Raw genomic sequence first — 23,702 nt, forward strand, 5'->3', positions numbered from 1 at the left:
ACTAAAGGTTTTCTAATGGGTGCTTCGTAATGAGACGACATAATCCTTTATATTGTTTCTTTAATTAATACTTATTTATCGTTTCTAACTTTCACGTGGTACATCACGTTTGGTTTTGTTCCGATGTGCTCTAATAAATGGTACATTCTATCAGACTCTACTAATTTAGCCACATCTGATGTTGCATCATTAATATCACCAAATTTCATTGCCCCACTAGTACAAGCCGCAGAACAAGCTGTTTGGAATTCATCCTTACCAACTGGTCTACCCTCACGTTTAGCTTTTAATTTAACGGCTTGAGTCATTTGGATACACATAGAACATTTCTCCATAACTCCACGAGAACGTACATTAACATCTGGATTAATAACCATACGACCTAAATCATCATTCATATGATAATCAAACTCGCTATTTTTGTTATATAAGAACCAGTTGAAACGTCTTACTTTGTATGGACAGTTGTTTGCACAGTAACGAGTACCAACACATCTGTTATATGCCATGTGGTTTTGACCTTCTCTACCATGAGATGTTGCAGCTACTGGACATACAGTCTCACAAGGAGCGTGGTTACAGTGCTGACACATTACTGGTTGGAAAGCTACTTGAGGATTTTCTGAAGGGTCTTCCATACCTGCGAAAGTATCGATAGAATTCATTAATCCACCTGTAGATTCTTTTAATTCTACATCACCAGCAAAAGTTTCTTTAGAAGAATAGTATCTATCAATACGCAACCAGTGCATATCTCTACTTCTTCTTACTTCAGATTTACCTACAACTGGAACGTTGTTTTCTGCATGACATGCGATAACACATGCTCCACAACCAGTACAAGCATTTAAGTCAATAGATAAATTAAAGTGATGACCTACGCTTCTATCAAAAGAATCCCATAAATCAACCTCAGTAGTTGCAGTTGGCTTATGATCTAAAGATACCATAGGAACTGGGTTCCATACTTTAGCATCTTTAGTATTGAAAATTTCTAATGTAGTTTCTTTAATAATATCACCTCTACCCATTAATGTTTTCTGTAACTGAACACAAGCAAATTCATGCTCACCGTCAGCAACTGAAATAGTAGCAGACTGATTAGAGTTTAAGTTTGTGTATAAAGCATATGCATTTACACCTACTTGCATCTCTTCTTTTAAACCTAATTTTTTACCATATCCGAAAGCCAAACCTAAAGTTCCTTTTGCTTGACCTGGTTGAATAATAACTGGTACATTTTCTAAAGTAGCATTTCCTACTTTAATAGTAGCATAACTTCCGTTTAAACCTCCATTAGCTACATTCCAGTTTTTAAACCCATTTGCTTCAGCATCTGCTTTAGACATAGTAACATAGTTATCCCAAGAAACTCTTGTAATAGGATCTGGGAATTCTTGTAGCCAAGGGTTGTTTGCTTGTTGCCCATCTCCCATTCCTACTTTAGTATACAATACTAAATCAAAATTAGAGGATTTTGCTTGCGCTAATGCTGAAGCAGCAGAAGCAAAGTCAGCAGAAGCCGCACTTAAAGGATTTGCTACAGAAGCAACAAAACCGTCATGTACTGCTTGATTCCAAGATTTTCCAGCTAAATAAGTAGCAGAGAAAGATTTTAAGAAATCATAGTAAGCAACTGTATTGTCTGTCCAAGTTAATAAAGCTTCTTGGAATTGTTTTGTATTGAATAAAGGACGAATCGTTGGTTGCATAATGCTGTAATTACTTCTAGTAATTGTAACATCACCCCAAGACTCTAAATAATGAGGAGCTGCAGCAGCAATTGTAGCCAAACTTGAAGTTTCATCTTCTTTCATAGAGAAAGCAACTGAAAGTTTAACAGATTTTAAAGCCGCAACGAAATCTTTAGAATTCGCTAAAGTATAAGCCGGATTAACTCCATTCATAATTAATGTATGAACTTTTCCTGCTTTCATATCTGCTACTAATTGAGCAACTGCTTTTGCATCTCCTTTTCTAGTAAGGATAGCATCAGAAGGATTGAATGCTTCAGATTGCAATGCATTGTTGATAGCTAAAACTACTAATTGTGCATTTACATCATCTAAACCAGTTACAACAACTCCTTTGTTTTTAGCAGCTGCAAGTTGTTTAGCTGCTTTAGCAATTTGAGCGTTCTTAGGTTGTGCACCATTAACTACTGCGTAATATAAATCAGCTAAAGCTTGTTTTTGTTGTGCAACTGTCATTGGAATTCTAACATCTGCATTAGCACCAGCTAAAGACATGTTAGCCTCAATCTGAATATGTTTAGACATCATTCCGTTTTTAGGAATACGACCTTGTGCATATCCTGCATCAAAGCCTCCTCCTTGCCAATCTCCTAAGAAATCTGCACCAACAGAAACGATAACATCTGCTTTTGAAAAATCATAATTTGCTAAAGCTCTTACACCATAAACCGCTTGGAAAGCATCTAAAGCGTTTGATTCAGAAACTGCATCATAAACAACATGTTTAGTAGTTGGATATTTAGCAACTAAAGAAGCAATTAAAGCGTCAGTAGATGGGCTTGCCATAGTGTTTGTTAACACCACAACATTTCCTCCGTTTGCTTTTGCTTCTTCTAAACTAGCCTTAACTTTAGTGTTTACATCAGCCCAAGTTGCATCTTTACCTGCAATTTTAGGTTGTTTTAAACGTAAGCTATCATATAAAGAAAGAACAGAAGCATGAACTCTTGCATTTGCTCCAGTTTTTGCTCCTTCTAAATTATTGTTTTCTACTTTAATAGGACGACCCTCACGAGTTTTGATTAAAATATTAGCAAAATCAAAACCATCAGCCATTGTTGTTGCATAATAATCCGCAACCCCAGGAATAATTTCTTCTGGTTGAACTACGTAAGGAATTGACTTTACAACAGGACCTTCACAAGCTGCTAATGAAGCTGCAGCTGTGCTAAATCCAACATATTTTAAAAAGTCACGACGAGTAGTTGACGAAGCAGACAAAGTTTCCTTATCTCCTAAAAACTGATCAACCGGAATTGGTTCCACAAACTCGTTGTTTCTTAGCGTCTCAACAATAGAACTATTTTCGTTTAGTTCTTCAACACTTTTCCAGTATTTTTTGTTTGATGCCATTGTATAGTATATTAGCTTCTTAAATTATTTTATTAATAGTGACATTTACCACATTCTAAACCTCCCATTTGAGCAGCAGTTAACTGAGATACTCCATATTTTTTAGAAAGTTCTTCATGAATTTTTTTGTAGTAAGCATTATCTTCTACTTTCACTTTTGTTTCTCTGTGACAGTTGATACACCATCCCATTGTTAATGGAGCATGTTGTCTCATGATTTCCATTTCTTCAACTGGACCGTGACAAGTTTGACACTCAACTCCCGCAACCGTTACGTGTTGTGAGTGATTGAAATAAACGTGATCTGGTAAATTATGAATTCTAACCCATTTCACTGGTTTAGTTTTACCTGTATATTTTTGTAATGATTTATCCCATCCTACAGCATCGTATAACTTAGCGATTTCTCCATCATAGAAAGCTTTAGAATGCTCTTCAGTAGCAGTAGTTTCAGCTACCTCACTAATATTTTTATGACAGTTCATACAAACATTTAAAGATGGAATATTAGAATGCTTACTAACTCTTGCAGCTGAGTGACAGTATTTACAATCAATTCCGTTTTCACCAGCATGAATTCTGTGTGAATAATGAATAGGTTGTACTGGCTCATATCCTTGGTCCACACCAATTTGCATCATCCATCCGTAAGCAAAATAAGCAGAAACTAACAGTAATACTATTACAGAAACTAATACTAAAAATTGATTTTTAGCATATGCTCTGAAAAGATTCATTACTGAACGGTCTTTTTGCTCTACTTCTAACCCTTTAGCGCTTGCAATCTTAGTTAACATATTGTTCACCAAGAACAACATAACAACTAACATCATCATTACTAAAGAAAGCACTCCTAAAATTACATTGTTAGAAACACCAGAATCATTAGCAGTATCACCAGCAGCTACTGGAGCCCCAGGAACTGCGGCTGGCGCAGCAGGAGCAGGCTCAGATGTGTAAGCTAAAATATTGTCAATATCCTCATTTGACAATTGTGGAAATGCCGTCATGGCTACTTTGTTGTTTTCTTCGAAAACTTTAACAGCTTGCGCATCTCCTGACTTGATTAATTCTCCACTATTCTTAATCCATTTGTACAACCATTCTTTGTCATATTTAGCCTCAACTCCACGAAGTGCTGGACCCGTAGCTTTAGCATCTAATTTATGACATGCTGCACAATTGGCATTAAATAATTCTTTACCTTTTGCTGCATCTTGAGAAAATGCAGATAAAGAAGTTACTAGCACGAATGCTACACTGAAGAAAATCTTTGAAAACGATTTATGGTTACCCACCTTTTTCATATTTAAAATGATTATCGACTTAATTTGGTATACTTTTAGATATACCTTTATCTAAAAACAACACGTTATTTTTTCAAAACTCCGACAAAAATACAATATTCGAACTATTATTAAAACCTTAATTTTATCTTAAAATGTAATTTATATTTGTTCTAAATAATATTTAAGCGCCCGATTATCATCATAAATTGTATTTTTGTATTAAAATCATTTGTATATGAAAAACTTATCAAAACATAACTTATTGTTCTTCTTTGTTCTATCTTCATTTTTTTGCTCAAAAATGCTATCTCAAAATGAAAAAACAACCTTAAGTGTAGATCCGAAAATTGATCAATTGCTAAAAGAGAAAAGAAAATTAAACACTGGTTTGTTTTTAAACGAAGGTTATAAAATTCAAATTTTTTACGGCAATAGCGAAGAATCAAAAAAGAAATTACAAGAATTTAAAAGAGAATTTAAAACTTTAGATGGCACCATTGTTTTCAATAGTCCTAACTATAAAGTATGGATTGGAAACTTTAAATCGAGAATTGAAGTGGAACGTGTAATGATTGATATTAAAAAACGCTATCCAACCGCCTTAATTATAAAACCATCTAATTAAAAAGGATAAAACGCAATAAAAAAGCCATTCGTACGAATGGCTTTTTTAATATTTAAATAAAAACTATTTTAGTTTTTTCTTCACTTCTACTTCGTGGAATCCTTCGATTAAATCATACTCACGAATGTCGTTGTAATTCTTAATTTGCATACCACAGTCATAACCTTTAGCAACTTCTTTAACATCATCTTTGAAACGTTTTAAAGTAGCTAATTCACCTGTGTAAATTACAACTCCTTCTCTAATTAAACGAATCTTAGAATTTCTAAAGATTTTTCCATCGGTAACCATACATCCTGCAATTGTTCCCACTTTAGACACTTTAAACAATTCTCTAATTTCGGCAGTACCTGTAATCTCTTCTTTCATTTCTGGAGATAACATTCCTTCCATAGCGTCTTTTAAGTCATCAATTGCATCGTAAATAATTGAATAGTTACGGATATCGATTTCTTCTTTTTCTGCTAATTGTTTAGCATTTCCTTGTGGACGAACATTAAATCCAATAATAATTGCATCAGAAGCAGAAGCCAACAATACATCAGATTCTGTAATAGCCCCAACACCTTTGTGAATTATATTGATTTGAATTTCTTCTGTTGATAGTTTAGAGAATGAATCTGACAATGCTTCCACTGAACCATCTACATCTCCTTTAAGTATAATATTCAATTCTTTAAATTGTCCTAACGCAATACGACGACCAATTTCGGCAAGCGTAATATGTTTTTGAGTACGAACTGATTGCTCACGTTGTAATTGAGTACGTTTAGCAGCAATTTGTTTTGCTTCTCTTTCGTCTTCATAAACATTAAATTTATCCCCCGCTGTAGGAGCACCATCTAAACCTAATACCGAAACTGGAGTTGATGGTCCAGCCGTTTTAATTTGGTGACCTCTTTCGTCAAACATGGCTCTAATTTTACCATGATTTTTTCCAGCTAATACATAATCTCCAACTTTTAAAGTTCCCGCTTGAACTAAAATTGTGGAAACATATCCTCTACCTTTATCTAACTGAGCTTCTACTACAGTTCCTAAAGCAGGTTTATTTGGATTGGCTTTTAATTCTAAAATTTCAGCCTCTAACAATACTTTTTCTAATAATTCTGGAACTCCTTGACCAAACTTAGCTGAAATATCTTGTGATTGATATTTTCCACCCCAATCTTCAACTAATAAGTTCATACCCGCAAGTTGTTCTTTGATTTTTTCTGGATTCGCCGTTGGTTTATCCACTTTATTAATAGCAAAAATCATTGGTACACCTGCAGCTTGTGCATGACTTATTGCCTCTTTTGTTTGTGGCATGATTTCATCATCGGCCGCTACTACGATAATAGCAATATCGGTAACTTGAGCCCCACGTGCACGCATCGCGGTAAACGCTTCGTGACCTGGTGTATCTAAGAATGTGATTTTTTCACCGTTTTCTAAAATTACTCCATAAGCACCAATATGCTGTGTAATACCTCCAGATTCACCCGCAATAACGTTTGCTTTACGAATATAATCTAACAAAGATGTTTTACCGTGGTCAACGTGACCCATTACTGTAACGATAGGCGCTCTGTGAACTAAATCTTCTGGATTATCTTCTACAACCACAGCAGCTTCTTCAATATCTGTTGTAATGAACTCTACTTCATATCCAAATTCATCTGCAACAATAGATAAGGTTTCAGCATCCAAACGTTGGTTCATGGTTACCATAATTCCTAATGACATACAAGTTCCGATTACCTTAGTAATAGGCACATCCATTAAAGCAGCAATTTCACCTACGGTAACAAACTCTGTTACTTTTAAAATTTTACTACCTTCTTCTTGTGCTTGTAATTCGTCATCAACACGTTGGCGGTGAGAATCTCTTTTATCTCTACGATATTTAGCAGATTTTGATTTATTTCCTTTCCCTTGAAGTCTTTCAAGAGTTTCTTTAATTTGGTTCTTTACATCTTCTTCAGAAGGCTCAACCTTTTGAATAATTGGTTTTTTTCCTTTATTGAAACCGCCTGCAGCACCACCCTTAACAAACTCTTTTTTAGGACCTCCAGCAGCATTATTTGCTCCTGGCGCTCCAGGAGTACCTGGCTTAACAATACGCTTACGCTTATTTTTATTGTTATTAGCCGCATTAGCACCACCTGCATTTTGAGCCTGAGGCGTTCCTGGTTTTTTGAAATCTTTCTTAGGATCTTCTTTTTTCTTTTTAGGCTTTTCAAATTGAGATAAATCAATTTTTTGACCTGTAAAAGTAGCTCCAGATAATTTTTGATATTGTGTTTCGATTTTCTCCTCAACTCCTTCGTCAGACGAAACTTCTGGCTTAACTTCTACTGGTTTAGCTGGTTTGGCAATTTCAGGTTTTTTAGCTACTGGCGCTTCTTCTTTAGATTCCACTTTAATTGGTTCTGAAACTTTTTGCTCAACCACCTTTTCAACTGTCTCAACAGGTTTTTCTTCAGAAACAGGTTTTTCAGACTTAACTTCTGGTTTTTTAGGCTCTAAATCGATTTTACCAACAGCTTTTGGAGTAGATAATACGGCTCTAGCTTTGATAATTTCTTGTCTTTGTCTTTCTTCTTCCTGCAAACGCTTAGCTTCATTTTCTTTTTCAAGTTCACGTTTAAGCGCCTCTTTCTCTTTTCTTTTTTCTTCGCTTACTTCAAGAGAGGCAACCTTATTTCCTTTGTCAGCAGAAAATTGACCACATAAGACTTTGTATTCCTCTTGTGATATTTTAGCATTTGGACTCGACTCAATTTCATGACCCTTTTCTTTTAAAAAATCCACAGCTCTATCAAGAGAAATATTTAACTCCCTTAAAACTTTGTTTATTCTTATTACTCTTTCTTCAGACATATAATCTTTTTAAAATTCTTTGTATGTTGTTGTGTTGTTTGGCTAAAGAATTATCCTTCTAATTCTTCTTTCAATATATTGATTACATCTAAAATAGTTTCCTCTTCAAGATCTGTTCTTCTTACCAAGTCTGCAACATCTTGATTTAATACGCTTCTAGCTGTATCTAAACCGATTTTTTCAAATTCCTCGATTACCCAAGCTTCAATTTCATCTGAGAATTCTCTTAATTCTACATCATCTTCTTCTTCAGCAATTCCTTCACGGATAACATCAATTTCGTAACCTGTTAATAAACTAGCTAATTTGATATTATTACCACCTCTACCAATTGCTTTAGAAACTTCTTCAATTTTTAAGAAAACTTCAGCTGTTTTAGCCTCTTCATTAATTTTAACCGAAGATACTTTTGCAGGACTTAAAGCTCTTGTAATGTATAACTGAGCATTCGTCGTATAATTGATAACGTCGATATTTTCGTTTCCTAACTCACGAACAATTCCGTGAATACGAGAACCTTTCATACCTACACAAGCTCCCACAGGATCAATTCTATCATCATAAGAATCTACTGCTACTTTAGCTTTTTCACCAGGAATACGAACTACTTTTTTGATTGTAATTAAACCATCGAATACTTCTGGAATTTCTTGCTCAAATAATTTCTCAAGGAATTCAGGAGCTGTTCTTGACATGATGATTTGAGGTTTATTGCCTTTCAATTCAACATTTTCAATTACACCCCTAACGTTATCTCCTTTTTTGAAATAATCGTTTGGAATTTGCTTTTCTTTTGGCAATACAATTTCGTTACCTTCATCGTCCATCAAAATTACTGCTTTTGGACGAACATGATGAACTTCAGCCGTGTAAATATCACCTATTAAATCTTTAAACTGCTTGTAAAGATTTGTATTGTCGTGTTCATGAATTTTAGAAATCAAGTTTTGACGTAAGGCTAAAATAGCTCTTCTTCCAAGTTGAATTAATTTTACTTCTTCAGAAACATCTTCACCCACTTCAAAATCAGGCTCAATTCTACGTGCCTCAGACAAAGAAATTTCAGAATTTGGATCTTCTACCTCACCATCTTCTACCACCACGCGATTTCTCCAAATTTCCATATCTCCCTTATCTGGGTTAATGATAATATCGAAATTATCGTCTGAACCGTATTTCTTCTTTAATGCACTTCTAAATACATCCTCTAAAATTGCCATTAGTGTAACTCTATCGATGAGTTTATCGTCTTTAAATTCTGAAAACGATTCTATTAATGCAATATTCTCCATGTCAACTCTTTATTTAAAATGATATTATAACAATTGCTTCTTTTATACTTTCGTAAGGAAGTTCTACTTTTTTATTTACCGTTTCTTTTCCTTTACCAATTTTTTTAGGCTCTCTTGCCTGCCATTCTAAAGTTATTTTCTCATCATCTGCCGCAGTTAATTGCGCTTCATTTTCTTCTGATGAGATTGTTTTAACTTTTAATGTTCTTCCAATATTCTTTTTGAACTGCCTTACTAATTTCAACGGACTTGACACACCCGCCGAAGCCACTTCTAAAGAAAAATCTTGTTCTTCACGATCTAAATTAGTTTCAACTGCTCTACTTATATCAATACAATCTTGCAAATTTACACCAAAATCTCCATCTAAGATAATACTAATTTTATTAGCATCATTAATAGACAAGTCAATCAAAAAAAGATGTTCACGCTGCATTAACGCAGCATCCAATGCTTCTTGAACTTTGTTTTTAAATGTCATGTTTTTATAAAAAGAGGCACGCTGTGCGTGCCTCATAATCCTTAATCCTTAAATATCGCAGCAAATATACAAATTTTTTTGAATTAAAAAAAAGATTGTCAGTTTGGATATTTTTTGTACTTTTATAGTGTAATTTATTTTACATTATTAAAAATAACCTAAAACAAACTTATGAAACGAATTTTAGTACCAACCGATTTTTCAAAACACGCAGAATACGCATTAAAAGTTGCCGCTCAAATTGCAAAAAAAAATGATGGCGAAATATTTTTAGTTCACATGTTAGAGTTACCAACATCAGGTAACGACGCTATAAATACAGCTCATGAATTACCAGAATTAATGTTTTTCAAAAATGCTGCTGTTGCAAAACTTGACAGTCTAATGGATGCTGATTATTTAGAAGGCGTTAAAATCTCAAGAATTATTCAATTTGAAATGGCTTTTGACGGTATTATTAAAAACGGAAAAGCTCATGATGTTGATTTAATTGTAATGGGATCTCACGGCGCTAATGGATTCCAAGAAATGTTTATTGGTTCAAACACAGAAAAAGTAGTTAGAAATTCTGATGTTCCTGTATTAGTAATTAAAAGAGAAGAAAATTTATTTAATGCTTCGAAATTTGTTTTTGCATCTGATTTTTCTGATGAAATAAAAAAACCATTTGAAAAAGTAGTTGAATTTGCAAATAAATTTGGATCGCATCTTTACTTAGCAAACATTAACACTCCAAATAATTTCAAATCTACTAAAGTAGCTCAAAAACAAATGGATGAATTTGTTGCTAATTTTAAAATTGACAATTATTCTACTCATATTTATAATGATGTAAATGTAGAAAAAGGAATTTTACATTTTGCTAAAAGTATTGATGCCGACATTATTGGAATGAGTACACATGGAAGAAAAGGTTTATCTCACTTTTTCAACGGAAGTATTAGCGAAGATTTAGTAAATCACGCTAAAAGACCAGTTATTACATTTAAAATCTAATTTTCAAGATTTTTATCATAAAAAAAGACCACAAATTGTGGTCTTTTTTTTGCGCTATATTGCTTCAAATCAATCGAGTATAAACATAAAAAAACTCCGCTTATTTTAAGCGGAGTTTTGTTGGCCCACAAGGACTCGAACCTTGAATGACGGTACCAAAAACCGGAGTGTTACCATTACACCATAGGCCAATACCTAACAACCTTTTCGATTGCGAGTGCAAATGTAAGACATATTTTTTATTCTACAAATTTTTCTAAAAAAAATATTAAAAATTTTATTTAACAGAAATCATAAACAAAAAAATAGTTTCTTTGTAGGAGAATATAGAAAAACCAAAATACAATATGAATTCATTCAACTTTAAAAAGTGGAATACCATTTTAGGATGGTCTACTTTTCTAGTAGCTTTAATTACTTATTCATTAACGGTAGAACCTACACTTAGTTTTTGGGATTGTGGTGAGTATATCGCAACTTCAGCAAACCTTGAAGTAGGACATCCTCCAGGAGCTCCATTGTTTCAGATGTTAGGAGCATTCTTTGCCATGTTTGCTTTTAGTCCAGATAAGATTGCACTAATGGTAAACTACCTTTCTGTATTCTCAAGTGCTTTTACAGTGCTATTTATGTTTTGGTCATTAACTATATTAATGAAAAAACTAATTGTTGGAGAAAAAGAACTTTCAACTAACAATGCTATCATGATTTTAGGTAGTGCTGCTGTGGCTAGTTTATCTTTTACTTTTACTGACAGTTTTTGGTATAATGCAGTGGAAGCGGAAGTTTACGCAATGGCCACTTTTTTAATTGCCTTATTATTTTGGTTAGGATTACGCTGGGAACAAGAAATCAACACGCCTAGAGGAAACAAATGGTTATTAATAATTTCATTAGTAATTGGACTATCTTTTGGAGTTCACTTTATGGCTTTGTTAACTTTCCCTGCAATTGGATTTCTATATTTCTTTAAAAAATACAATAATATTACAGTAAAAAGTTTCCTAATTGCTAACGTAGTAATTGTAGCTATTTTACTTTTCATCTTTAAGCTTTTACTTCCTTACACATTGGCTTTCTTTGGTAAAACGGAAATTTTCATGGTAAACAGTCTTGGAATGCCATTTAACTCAGGAACTATCTTTGCTTTTATATTAATCATAGCCGCTTTTTATTTAGGCTTAAATTATACTAAGAAAAAAGGGCATGTTTTTTATAATACTTTAATACTATCAACACTTTTTATCTTGATTGGTTTTTCAACTTGGATGATGCTACCTATTCGTGCAAATGCTAATACTCCAATTAACGAAAACAAACCATCGGATGCTGCAGAGGTTTTAGCTTACTACAATCGTGAGCAGTATGGCGAACAAAAACTGTTTTATGGACCACAATTTTCTGACACTTATTCTGGCTTAGATCCTGACACGCCTTATTTAGACGAAAAACCTAACTACGAACGTGATTACAAAACAAAAAAATATGTAATTACAAACGATTTCAAAAACGCCAAACAAAATACAGATGATGCGCATAAAGCATTCTTGCCTAGAATGTGGAGTAATGACCATAATGAAAATTACATGATTTTTACTGAACCATTAGAGTTCAGAATTAATCCAGAATATGCACACGAAGATGAATTGGTACAAATTGTAACCCAATTTAGAAAAGCATATGAGGCTGGTGAAGTTGACGAAAAAGATTATGATAAATTCTTAAAAGGATATGGTGAATATCTAATTGTTGATAAACCAACTTTCTTTAACAATATGAAATTTATGGTGCAATATCAATTTGGATATATGTACCTACGTTATTTACTTTGGAATTTTGTGGGCAGACAAAGTGATGTTCAAGGAAAATATGACAACACAAATGGAAATTGGTTAAGTGGAATCGATTTTATTGATGAATTATTCATCGGAACACAAAAAAATCTTCCTTCTGATATGCAAAATAATAAAGGTAGAAATACTTATTTCTTTTTACCTTTCATATTAGCCATTATTGGAATGATATTTCATGCAAAAAGAGATATTAAAAGTTTTTATGTATTATTAGTTTTATTCTTATTTACTGGTTTAGCATTAAAAATCTATTTAAATGAAAGACCTTTTGAGCCAAGAGAACGTGATTATGCTTTAGTAGGCTCGTTCTATGTGTTTGCTATGTGGATAGGGTACGGAATTTATGCCATTTTTGATACATTGAAAAATTACATTCAACCAAAAATTGCGATTCCTGTTGTACTAGTTTCTTCATTATTAGCTTCACCAGTTTTATTAGCTGCTGAAAACTGGGATGATCATGATCGTTCTAATAAAGACACTGCTTTAACAATGGCTAAAGCTTATTTAGATTCTTGCGAACCTAATGCTATATTATTCACAATTGGGGATAATGATACTTTTCCATTATGGTATATGCAAGAAATTGAAGGTTACAGAACCGATATTCGTATTGTAAATACAAGTTTATTTATGACGGATTGGTATATTGACCAAATGAAAATGAAAACACATACCTCAGAGCCTATTCCAAGTTCTTTTAATAGAGAACAATACAAAGGTAGTAGAAGAGATTATAGTTTGTATGTTGAGAGAACTAAAGAACCTTTAATATTAGACGAAATGATTAAGTTCATTTCTTTAGATGATGAACGCGCAAAAATAGAACTGAATAATGGGCGAAAAATTAATTATTTCCCATCTAAAAAAGTAATTTATCCAATAGATAAAGCTGCGGTTATAAAAAACAAGGTAGTATCTGAAAAATTTTATGATTCTATTGTTCCTGCAATTGAGTTTGAAATTAAGGACAATGCTCTTTATAAAAACCGTTTAATGATGCTAGATATCATTAATCAAAACAATTGGAAACGTCCTATTTATTTTACAGGTGGAAGTTTTGGAGAAGACGATTACATTTGGATGAAAAACTATCTGCAATTAGACGGTATGTGTTTCAAACTTGTTCCAGTTAAAACTGTTGTAGATACACCAAATCCAATGAAAATGGGAACTATCGATTCAGATAAAATGTACGACATTGTTATGAAATGGGATTGGGGTAATAGTGGAAAACCAATTATTTATCACGATGTAGAAACTCGTAAAAACAGTATTAGTTACCGAACTAATTTAGCACGTTTAATGGAAGCCTTAATTAATGAAGGTAAATTAGACAAGGCGGAAAAAGTGATTAACTTAGCAATGGAAAAAATGCCTATTGAGTATTTTGAATATTACTCTATGTTAGAACCATTTGCAATGGGTTATTATGAAGTGGGTAAAAAAGAAAAAGCTAGAGCTATAATTTCTGAAGTGATTAAAAAATATCAAGAGAATTTAACTTTTTACAATAGTTGGAAACCTAGCGAACAAAATTTTGGCGCAATGGATATTGTTACCGACATAGAGCAGTACCGTGGATTCCTTCAAATTGCTGAATCAGCAAATGATTTAGAATTTTACAATAGAGAGAAAATGAAATTCAATAATTTCAATAAAATGTTTCAACGTTTTGGTAGAAAAATGGAATAAACAGTTTTGAAAGAATAAAATGTTCCAAGTGAAAGAAATTTCGTTTGGAACATTTTTTTTATACTAATTTTACAAGATGAACTTCAATTGGGTAAAAACAAATAAATGGGTTAAAAAGATTTTCAATAATCTGATTTGGGATATATCAAATTCGGATAAAAAAATCTATTTAACATTTGATGATGGACCAATTCCTCAAGTAACAGAATGGGTTTTAGATCTCTTAAAATCAGAAGGAATTAAAGCCACTTTCTTTTGTATTGGTGATAACATCAAAAAACATCCCGAAGTTTATAAAAGAATACTTGCTGAAGGACATCAAACAGGAAACCACACTTTCAACCATTTAAATGGCTGGAAAACTAAGAGTAGCCAATATATAGAAAATTTAAAGTTATGTGAGTCTGAACACCTAAAACTGAATACTGAAAACTCATTTTTATTTCGTCCTCCATATGGAAAAATAAAGCCAAGCCAATCAAAATTAATTAGGCAATTAGGCTATAAAATCATTATGTGGGATGTATTAAGTTATGATTTTGATTCGACTATTTCAGGTGAGAAATGTTTAGAAAACGTAATTTCAAATACGGTACAAGGAAGTATTATCGTATTTCACGATAGTATTAAATCAGAAAAAAATCTGAGGTTTGCTTTGCCTGGGGCAATACAAGTTTTAAAAGATAAGGGGTTTACTTTTGATGTAATAAAGTAAATTTACTACAACTTGTATCCTGAGCGCAGTTGAAGAGTTAAGCTTGCTCTTGCACCAAGGAAATTAAAGTGTTTGCATCAAGTTCACCGCTTTGTCTCCATACCATTTGACCTTCTTTATAAATCATTAAAGTAGGCAAACCTTTGATACGAAGTGCTTCAGCTAATTCCTGATTTTTATCTACATCAATTTTAATTACGCGCGCCTTGTCACCTAAAGCAGCTGCAACATGACGAATTACTTCATTCATAGCTACTGAAGGTTCATTCCACTCTGTAAAAAAATCGATTAGCACAGGTACTTGAGCATCGATAAGTTCTCCAAATTTTGACATAAATTGAATTTATTAGTATCAAAAATAATTCTTTTTCACAAGAAAACAATATACAAATGTAGCATTTTTACTGAATTACGCTACTTTTTCTCCTTTTTTTAGTTCAATAACCGTTATTTCGGGCATAATTCCTACCCTACCAGGGTAAGCATGAAATCCAAAACCACGATTGACATAAATATATTTTCCAGCATTTTCATACAATCCAGCCCATTGTTTGTAAACGTATTGTACTGGACTCCATTTAATCCAACCCGGAATTTCTATCCCAAATTGAAAACCATGAGTATGGCCAGAAAGTGTTAAATGAAAATGATTTTCATGGTGCTGAATTTTTTCATCCCAATGACTTGGATCATGACTCATTACTATTTTAAAATCCTCTTTGGTTAACCCTTTTGAAGCTAAAGTTAAATCGCCTCGTTCTCCAAATTTTCTCCCCCAGTTTTCAACACCTATGATGGCTAATTCTTGATTATCTTTTTTAATTTTCACATGTTCATTCAACAATAACTTGAAATCAATTTTACGATGAATATCTTTAATAGCTTCAAAATTAGCTTTTTTGGCAGTTTGTGATTTCCAATCTACATATTCTCCATAATCATGATTTCCTAAAATGGAGTACTTACCAAATCTAGGATTATGAATTCCTTTGAAGGTTTCAATCCAAGGATCCATTTCAGTAGCATGAGTATTCACAATATCACCCGTAAATAATACCAAATCTGAATTTTGTTCATTGATTAGGTCTATTGCATATTGGATTTTCTCTGCGTCATCAAAACTTCCACTATGAACATCTGAAATATGAGTAATTGTTGTTCCATCAAAAGCATCGGGTAAATCTGGGAAAAACAAAGTTTGTCTAATTACTTTATAATTGTACTTTCCAATGGTAATTCCGTATAAAAAAGAAGCAAACGGAATAGCTGCAATTCCTAATGCAATTTGACTCACAAACTTCCTTCTTTCTGGTAAAAAACTTTCCTTATCACTTTGAATTACCAATGAAAACAATCCAGATAAAAATCGAACAATATCTTCACCAAATAAAATAAACGTTACCAATAACTTTGGCACATATAGCAATAACAACAAACCAAAAGTTGTCATGGTTTGTGGAGTTTGCCCAACACTTCTATCAAAATGATATAATTGATAAACAATGTAAGCTAATGCAATTGCAGAAGTTACATAATAGAAAATAAAAAACCACTTTGACTTAATTAAAGTCTTAAACGCCTGAAAAGCATAAATTTCAAGAATGATTACAAATACTAAAAAAATAATCCAACGAATCATTAGCTCTTTTTTTTTGCAAAGTAACTACATCTTAGCTAATTGAAAATGTATTTGTTAAAATTTTAACGATAAAATAAAAGCTGCAAATATGTTACTATTTACAGCTTTTAAAAAAATAACTAAAACTCTTTAAAATCCTAATCCTACAGCCATTGCTGTTATGCTTGGAGAAAAGTTTACCACTCTAGTAGCCGCACCTGTTGTTAAGTTAATTCTATAAACAGCTTGTGTACCGTTTACCGTTAAAATTGAAAATGCTTCGTTGCTATTACCGCCAATATCAAATCCATTCATAGATGAAGCTGTTACTCCTAAACTTCCTACTAATACTAATGTTCCGTTATTAGGTGGGTTTTGCAAATACAAATTGTTATTGCTAGTATCAATTACAAACAATTGAGTTGTGGTAGACTGCGCAAAATTATTTGTATATGCTGCTGCTGTAATCGAAGGCGTTCCTGGATTTAAGTTACCATCTGTTGCTACAACTGTTCCTAAATCTGGGTGTAAACGTAGATTTTGTCCAGTATTGCTTACTAATCGAATTCTATCAACTGTGGGGTTAAAATCAAAACCAAAATCTGTACCAGAAAGCGCCGGAGTTAATCCTGAACCTACAGCTGTAACTTGACCATTAGCTGTATTAATTGTTAATAATCTACTTTGATTAGTAACTGCATACAAAGCACCATTTGCTGGTCTAAAATCTAATCCAACAATTTGTTCGTTAGCATTCATTCCTGTTAAAGCAATTGAATTTGAAGAACCTAAAATTGGATGAATTCTATACAACATGTTAGAAGATGATGTTGCATAAGCAATAGGCTTTGATTTAAATGCAACTTCTACAATTTGCTGTGAAAAAGTTCCAATCCAAGTAGCTTTTCCAGTCATCAAACTGATTGTGTACAATCTTGATTCGTTGTTCTTGTTGTTTACCGCCATTGCGTAATTTGAATCTGGTAAAATATCTAATCCTCCAACACCTTCAAAATCTACTTCTAAAGCACCAACAAGTTGCAACGCTCCATCATTTGGTGGGTTTTGAACATACACTTTATCAGTAGTATAGTCAATGTCATACAACATAGTTGCTGTACTTCCAGCAAAACTATTTGTGTATCCAATAGCTTCAATTTTGGTATTTGCAACACCATTAATAGTTCCATCTGTAGCCACAACGGTTCCTAATTCTGGGTGTAATCTTAAATTTTGACCATTATTGGAAACCAAACGAATTCTATCTACCGTTGGATTAAAATCAATTGAACTAGAAGTTCCTGCAATTAAAGGCGAGAATGGTGCAGTTCCAATGGGCGTAGCTAATCCCGAAGTTTCATTAATAATGTACAAGCGACTTGTTGAACCTAATCCATACAATTGACCCGTTGCTGGACGATAATCAATACTAATAATATTTTCGCCAGATTGTAAGCCAGTAATTGCTAAATTTCGAATAGGAGAATTTAAATTTCTAGCGTTGAAATATATAACTCTATTGTCATTACTTAATGCTGTAAACTCAACAAGTGGTGCTACTTCAGGCATTGGAATTGGTTCTGGTTGAGGCATTGGTGCAGCAGCATCGTCATCAGAACATGCTACAAAAATCGTCAAAAGACTCATCAGTAAAACTGATTTCAGAGGGAATAAATTTTTTCTCATAATTAATTTGTTTTTCTTCACTTACGAAAAACATGAAATCATGGTTTTAATTCCAACCGATTTTTTTCCTAACAAAACAAAAAAGACCAAAAAGACATATATTTTTATAACTTTGAAAAATTATAGAACACCATTATTATGTCACAAAAACGCCTTTTTTTACTCGATGCTTACGCCTTAATTTTTAGAGGTTATTACGCTTTTATCAAAAATCCTCGTATCAATTCGAAAGGAATGGATACTTCTGCCATTATGGGATTTATGAATTCTTTGATGGATGTAATTAAGCGTGAAAAACCTGACCATTTAGCTGTAGCGTTTGATAAAGGTGGAAGCGATTACCGTTATGAAATGTATCAAGAATACAAAGCGCACCGTGACGAAACACCAGAAGCGATTAAAATTGCTGTTCCTTATATTCAAGAATTACTGAAAGCAATGCACATTCCTATCATTGAAAAAGCGGGTTACGAAGCTGATGATTTGATTGGAACACTAGCCAAACAAGCCGAAAAAGAAGGTTATCAAGTATTTATGGTAACACCAGATAAGGATTTTGCACAATTGGTTTCGGAAAATATTTTCATGTACAAACCGGCCCGAATGGGTAATGATATTGAAATCTGGGGAATTCCTGAAGTCTTAGAAAAATTTGAAATCGAGCGTCCAGAACAAGTAATTGATTTCTTAGGAATGATGGGCGATTCTGCCGATAACATTCCAGGATTACCAGGCGTGGGTGAAAAAACAGCAAAAAAATTCTTGGCTGAATTTGGCACTTTAGAAAATTTATTAGCCAACACGCATCAACTAAAAGGTGCAATGAAAGAAAAAATCGAGGCAAACAAAGAACTAGGGCTTTTATCGAAAAAGTTAGCTACTATCCTACTCGATTGTCCAGTTACTTTTGATGCAACTGATTTCGAATTATCAAAACCTGATGTAGAAAAAACGGATGCGATTTTTCAAGAACTAGAATTCCGCCAAATGAAAGCACAGTTTGATAAATGGTTTGGAACAGGAAAAGAATATGATGAAATCAACACAAATGGGAATGGTAACGAAATTGAAAATCAAGAACCTACTACAACTAAAAAACCTGTTGCAAAAAAATCAAACGAAGATCAATTCGATTTGTTCGGTTTTAGCGATGAATCGGATGAACCAACAGCGAATCATTCGTATTATGCAACTTTAGAAAATACAACGCATTTCTATCAAATAATTCAAGGCGATTTACCCGTAAAATTATTAATGCAGAATTTATTGAATCAAACTTCAGTTTGTTTTGACACCGAAACTACTGGAATTGACGCTTTGAATGCAGAATTAGTAGGAATGTCCTTCTCTTTCGAAAAAGGAAAAGGATTTTATGTTCCGTTTCCCGAAAATCAGGAAGAAGCTCAAAATTTAATTGAAAAATTCCGCCCATTCTTCGAAAATGAGAATATCGAAAAAATTGGTCAGAACATGAAATACGACTTGAAAATTCTTTCGAATTATAACATTCAAGTTAAAGGAAAATTATTCGACACCATGATTGCGCATTATCTGATTAATCCTGATATGCGACATAATATGGATGTTTTGTCGGAAACCTATTTGAAATATTCGCCAAAATCCATTGAAACGTTAATTGGCAAAAAAGGAAAAAATCAATTGTCGATGCGCGATGTTCCTTTGGAAGACATCAAAGAATATGCAACTGAAGATGCCGATATTACCTTTCAATTGGCAGCACATTTCCAACCGATTTTAGAAAAAGTAGGCACCAAAAAATTGTTTGACGAAATCGAAATTCCGTTAGTTCCTGTTTTAGCCGATATGGAAAAAGAAGGAATTCGTTTGGATGTGGAGTTTCTAAAAAGCATGTCGGTTGATATGCAAAAAGAAATCCACGAATTAGAGCACAAAATATATGAAACCGCTGGGGAAAAATTCAACTTGGCTTCTCCAAAACAGTTGGGCGATATTTTATTCGACAAACTAAAAATTGGTGGTGCAAAACAAAAGAAAACCAAAACCGGTCAATATGCAACTGGCGAAGAAGTGTTGAGCTATTTGGCAAACGAACATCAAATTGTGCGCGATATTTTAGAATGGCGTCAAATGGTGAAATTGCAAAGTACCTATATTGACGCTTTACCAAATCAAGTCGATAAAAAAACAGGTCGAGTGCATACTGATTATATGCAAACGGTGGCGGCTACAGGTCGTTTGAGTTCGAATAATCCAAATTTACAAAACATTCCAATTCGTACCGAAAGAGGAAGACAAATTAGAAAAGCCTTCATTGCTCGTGATGAAAATTACACACTACTTTCAGCCGATTATTCTCAAATTGAATTGCGCATTATTGCGGCTTTGTGTGGTGAAGAAAATATGATTAAAGCGTTTCAAAATCACGAAGACATTCACAAAAGTACGGCTGCCAAAGTGTTCAATGTGCCTTTAGACGAAGTAACAAAAGAGCAAAGAAGTCACGCCAAAACCGTAAACTTTGGAATTATTTATGGGGTTTCGGCTTTTGGATTGAGCAACCAAACCAACTTATCAAGAAAAGAAAGTGCTGAATTAATTGAAGCGTATTACAAAACATATCCTAGATTAAAATCATTCATTCAAGAGCAAGTAGATTTTGCTAGAGAACACGGTTATGTAGAAACCATTTCAGGAAGAAGACGTTATTTGAAAGACATCAACTCAGCCAATGCAATTGTTCGTGGTGGGGCAGAACGAAATGCTGTAAATGCTCCAATTCAAGGTTCGGCTGCGGATATTATAAAAATTGCGATGATTAACATTCATAAGAAACTGTCTTCTGAAAATTGGAAATCAAAAATGCTATTGCAAGTACATGACGAATTAGTATTTGATGTGCACAACTCCGAATTAGAAAAAATTCAACCAATGATCAAACACGAAATGGAAAATGCTTTCAAAATGGCTGTTCCGTTAGATGTGGAAATTGGATTGGGTAAAAATTGGTTGGAAGCGCATTAGGAAAGTGATCAGTTGGCAGTTGAATTAGTTTTGTCATTTCGACGAAGGAGAAATCACATAGTTTAATGTCAAACCCGATAGGTTTTGAAACCTATCGGGTTTATTTTTTGAAAACATTTTGCCATTTCAAATAATATTTAGATATTTGTCTAAATATATAAATTCATATGAACGCAATTTTCAAAGCCTTAAACGACGAAACCAGAAGAGATATTCTGGAATTGCTGCGCAAACAGGAAATGACGGCTGGCGATATTGCAGACCAATTTCATATTTCAAAACCCAGTATTTCGCATCATTTGGATATTTTAAAACGTGCCGATTTGGTCACGAGCGAGAAAAAAGGACAATTTGTAGTCTATTCTTTAAACACTACAATTGTTGACGATATTTTACAATGGATTATTACCCTAAAAAAATAGAATATGGAAAAGTTTAAAAAAGAAATTCCGTTTATTGCTGTGGCTTTGTTGCCTTTTGTTTACTTGGCCTATATTTGGAATGAATTACCCAAAGAAGTTCCAATGCATTGGAATGCTTCAGGAGAAATTGACCGTTGGGGCGATAAGAGCGAACTTTTCATGATGCTTTTCATGCTAACAGGAATTACCTATTTCGTATTCTTGATAATTCCATACATCGATCCGAAGCAGAAATTGCAAAACATGGGCAATAAATTGAATAATTTACGCCTGATTTTAGGATTATTCATGTCAGCATTAGCGATTTACATTTTATATAGTGTGCAACAAAAAACAAGTAATCCTGTTTTGATATTTCCATTGATTGGCTTGCTTTTTGCTTTCCTTGGTAATTATTTCAAAACCATAAAACCAAATTATTTCATTGGAATTAGAACACCATGGACATTAGAAAACGAGGAAGTTTGGAAAAAAACACATTTGATGGGCGGAAAACTATGGTTCGTTGGCGGACTTTTAATGGCGTTGACTTTTGTATTACCAAATGAAATCCAATTGTATACTTTTTTAGGAATTACTATCGTTATTAGTATTGTTCCGGTTGTATATTCGTATCTGGAATTCAAAAAAATCAAAAATCAGTAACAAAATAAAATCCTAACTACTAATTAGAAAAACAGACTATTATGAAAAAATTACTTCTTTTTGTATTTGCCTTTTCTACTTTCACTTTTGCTCAAGATAAATTTAAACGAATTGATAGTTTACTGAACTATTTAAATGAAAACAACAAATTCATGGGTTCGTTAACCATTCGTGAAGGCGAAAATGTGGTTTTTAATAAAGCGTATGGTTTTGCTGATTTTGAAAAAAAAATCAAAGCTGATCGTTTGACACGTTATAAAATAGGTTCGATTTCCAAAACTTTCACAGCTGTAATGGTAATGCAATTGATTGAAGAGAAAAAACTAACCTTGCAAACCAAATTGAATCGTTTTTACCCAAAAATACCAAATGCAGAAAAGATTTCGATTTACGATTTATTGCATCACAGAACGGGAATTGTAGATTATGTAAATCAGGATGCTAGTTTTCATACTTCTTTGGACAAAAAACACTCAAAAGAAGATATTTTAAAAGTAATCACTTCATTTAAATCTAATTTTGAACCTGGAAGTAAATACGAGTACAGCAATTCAAACTTCTTTATTTTAGGTTGTATTATCGAAAAATTGACCAAAAAATCATACGAGGAAAATTTACAAAATAGAATCGTTAAAAAAGCGGAATTGGGAACATTTGAAAACAAAACCGAAATGACGGACAAAGGTGCTGTGACTAAAAAAGTTTTTGTTCCAACCACATATTATAAAGAAGAAGCTACGAATACAGCAAACAAAGAAAGTTATTCTTATTATTTTGATGGAACGAATTGGGTGAAGTCGTTAGAAAACAACAATTCTGTTGCTTTTGCTTCTGGCGGTATTACTTCAACTACTGCTGATTTAACGAAGTTTATCCAAGCACTTTTCAATGGGAAATTAGTCAGTCAAGCTTCTTTAGACCAAATGAAAGAAATTAAAGAAGGCTATGGAAAAGCATTAATTCAGTTTCCGTTTGGAGAAAGAAGATTTTATGGTCATGGTGGAAAAATTGAGGAATTCAGTTCCATGTTAGGTTATTATCCGACCGAAAAATTGAGTTTTTCTTTAATATCTAATGGCAATAATTTTGAGCAAAACGATATTATCATTGGAATTTTGAGTATTTATTACAAAATGCCGTTCCCATTTCCAAAGTTCATGAAAATGGATAAAGCGGAATTAGCAAAATTCACAGGAACTTATGCTTCTAAAGATTTACCTTTAAAAATTACGGTTTCTGAAAAAAATGGCGAATTATCAGCACAAGCTACTGGACAAGGCGCTTTTCCATTGACATTTAAAGAAGAAACTACTTTTGTTTTTGCACCTGCCGGAATTGAAATGGTATTTGGAGAGAACTCCTTTGTATTGAATCAAGGCGGTATGAAATTCAACTTTACAAAAGAATAAA

The 23,702-nt window shown here is 33.2% G+C and carries 16 protein-coding genes and 1 tRNA gene; 8 read left to right on the forward strand and 9 right to left on the reverse strand.

The genetic code is table 11. From position 1 onward, the window contains the following. Positions 1-71: 71 nt before the first annotated feature. Together V7P59_RS06560 and V7P59_RS06565 are read right to left on the reverse strand one after the other, a co-directional pair. Positions 72-3,107: a TAT-variant-translocated molybdopterin oxidoreductase gene (locus V7P59_RS06560; protein ID WP_333809360.1), complete on the reverse strand. Its 3,036-nt coding sequence runs from the start codon at positions 3,105-3,107 to the stop codon at positions 72-74. Positions 3,108-3,139: 32 nt separating this feature from the next. Beyond that, positions 3,140-4,414 carry a c-type cytochrome gene (locus tag V7P59_RS06565; RefSeq protein WP_333809361.1) on the reverse strand — a complete coding sequence of 425 codons (1,275 nt, stop codon included), beginning with the start codon at positions 4,412-4,414 and terminating at the stop codon, positions 3,140-3,142. Between the two features lie 217 nt (positions 4,415-4,631). Between V7P59_RS06565 and V7P59_RS06570 the strand changes: the two genes are divergently transcribed. Continuing rightward, complete coding sequence (locus V7P59_RS06570) at positions 4,632-5,021, forward strand: SPOR domain-containing protein (protein ID WP_333809362.1); 390 nt, start codon at positions 4,632-4,634, stop codon at positions 5,019-5,021. A 63-nt stretch (positions 5,022-5,084) separates the two neighbouring features. Here the strand turns inward: V7P59_RS06570 and infB are convergent, their stop codons facing one another. The 3 genes from infB to rimP are packed head-to-tail and all read right to left on the reverse strand — an operon-like array spanning position 5,085 to position 9,659. Further along, on the reverse strand, positions 5,085-7,886 hold the full coding sequence (gene infB, locus V7P59_RS06575) for a translation initiation factor IF-2 (RefSeq protein WP_333809363.1): 2,802 nt from the start codon (positions 7,884-7,886) through the stop codon (positions 5,085-5,087). A 50-nt stretch (positions 7,887-7,936) separates the two neighbouring features. Beyond that, the gene (nusA, locus tag V7P59_RS06580) at positions 7,937-9,178 is read right to left on the reverse strand and encodes a transcription termination factor NusA (protein WP_333809364.1); all 1,242 of its coding nucleotides are present in this window, start codon (positions 9,176-9,178) and stop codon (positions 7,937-7,939) included. A 13-nt stretch (positions 9,179-9,191) separates the two neighbouring features. Then, positions 9,192-9,659, reverse strand: coding sequence for a ribosome assembly cofactor RimP (gene rimP, locus V7P59_RS06585; RefSeq protein ID WP_333809365.1), 468 nt, complete (start codon positions 9,657-9,659; stop codon positions 9,192-9,194). 171 nt (positions 9,660-9,830) lie between these two features. On the opposite strand from rimP, the gene V7P59_RS06590 reads away from it, so the two are divergent. Next, positions 9,831-10,655 carry a universal stress protein gene (locus V7P59_RS06590; protein ID WP_333809366.1) on the forward strand — a complete coding sequence of 275 codons (825 nt, stop codon included), beginning with the start codon at positions 9,831-9,833 and terminating at the stop codon, positions 10,653-10,655. A 120-nt stretch (positions 10,656-10,775) separates the two neighbouring features. On the opposite strand, the gene V7P59_RS06595 is transcribed toward V7P59_RS06590, so the two are convergent. Beyond that, positions 10,776-10,846, reverse strand: a tRNA-Gln gene (locus V7P59_RS06595). Positions 10,847-11,002: 156 nt separating this feature from the next. On the opposite strand from V7P59_RS06595, the gene V7P59_RS06600 reads away from it, so the two are divergent. Next, positions 11,003-14,203: a DUF2723 domain-containing protein gene (locus tag V7P59_RS06600; protein ID WP_333809367.1), complete on the forward strand. Its 3,201-nt coding sequence runs from the start codon at positions 11,003-11,005 to the stop codon at positions 14,201-14,203. Between the two features lie 76 nt (positions 14,204-14,279). Continuing rightward, a complete protein-coding gene (locus V7P59_RS06605; RefSeq protein ID WP_333809368.1) occupies positions 14,280-14,918 on the forward strand; it encodes a polysaccharide deacetylase family protein in 639 nt (212 codons plus the stop codon). Between the two features lie 37 nt (positions 14,919-14,955). Here V7P59_RS06605 and V7P59_RS06610 read toward each other — a convergent pair whose 3' ends face one another. The 3 genes from V7P59_RS06610 to V7P59_RS06620 all read right to left on the reverse strand — a co-directional run bounded on the left by V7P59_RS06610 (position 14,956) and on the right by V7P59_RS06620 (position 18,222). Beyond that, entirely contained in the window at positions 14,956-15,252 is a 297-nt protein-coding gene (locus V7P59_RS06610; RefSeq protein ID WP_026724375.1) for a thioredoxin family protein, read from the reverse strand. Between the two features lie 75 nt (positions 15,253-15,327). After that, positions 15,328-16,557 carry a metallophosphoesterase gene (locus V7P59_RS06615; RefSeq protein ID WP_333809369.1) on the reverse strand — a complete coding sequence of 410 codons (1,230 nt, stop codon included), beginning with the start codon at positions 16,555-16,557 and terminating at the stop codon, positions 15,328-15,330. A 129-nt stretch (positions 16,558-16,686) separates the two neighbouring features. Continuing rightward, positions 16,687-18,222 carry a DUF4394 domain-containing protein gene (locus V7P59_RS06620; RefSeq protein ID WP_333809370.1) on the reverse strand — a complete coding sequence of 512 codons (1,536 nt, stop codon included), beginning with the start codon at positions 18,220-18,222 and terminating at the stop codon, positions 16,687-16,689. 135 nt (positions 18,223-18,357) lie between these two features. Here V7P59_RS06620 and polA point away from each other — a divergent pair, with 135 nt between their 5' ends. The 4 genes from polA to V7P59_RS06640 all read left to right on the forward strand — a co-directional run bounded on the left by polA (position 18,358) and on the right by V7P59_RS06640 (position 23,701). Next, on the forward strand, positions 18,358-21,225 hold the full coding sequence (polA, locus tag V7P59_RS06625; RefSeq protein ID WP_333809496.1) for a DNA polymerase I: 2,868 nt from the start codon (positions 18,358-18,360) through the stop codon (positions 21,223-21,225). Between the two features lie 167 nt (positions 21,226-21,392). Next, positions 21,393-21,647 (forward strand): autorepressor SdpR family transcription factor, encoded by a 255-nt coding sequence (locus V7P59_RS06630; RefSeq protein ID WP_008256034.1) that lies wholly within the window; start codon positions 21,393-21,395, stop codon positions 21,645-21,647. A 3-nt stretch (positions 21,648-21,650) separates the two neighbouring features. Next, positions 21,651-22,292: an SdpI family protein gene (locus V7P59_RS06635; protein ID WP_333809371.1), complete on the forward strand. Its 642-nt coding sequence runs from the start codon at positions 21,651-21,653 to the stop codon at positions 22,290-22,292. Positions 22,293-22,333: 41 nt separating this feature from the next. Further along, positions 22,334-23,701, forward strand: a complete 1,368-nt coding sequence (locus V7P59_RS06640; RefSeq protein WP_333809372.1) for a serine hydrolase domain-containing protein — start codon at positions 22,334-22,336, stop codon at positions 23,699-23,701. Position 23,702: the final 1 nt, after the last annotated feature.

Origin of the sequence: Flavobacterium sp., from assembly GCF_036782315.1 — a bacterium.
Lineage (GTDB): Bacteria > Bacteroidota > Bacteroidia > Flavobacteriales > Flavobacteriaceae > Flavobacterium.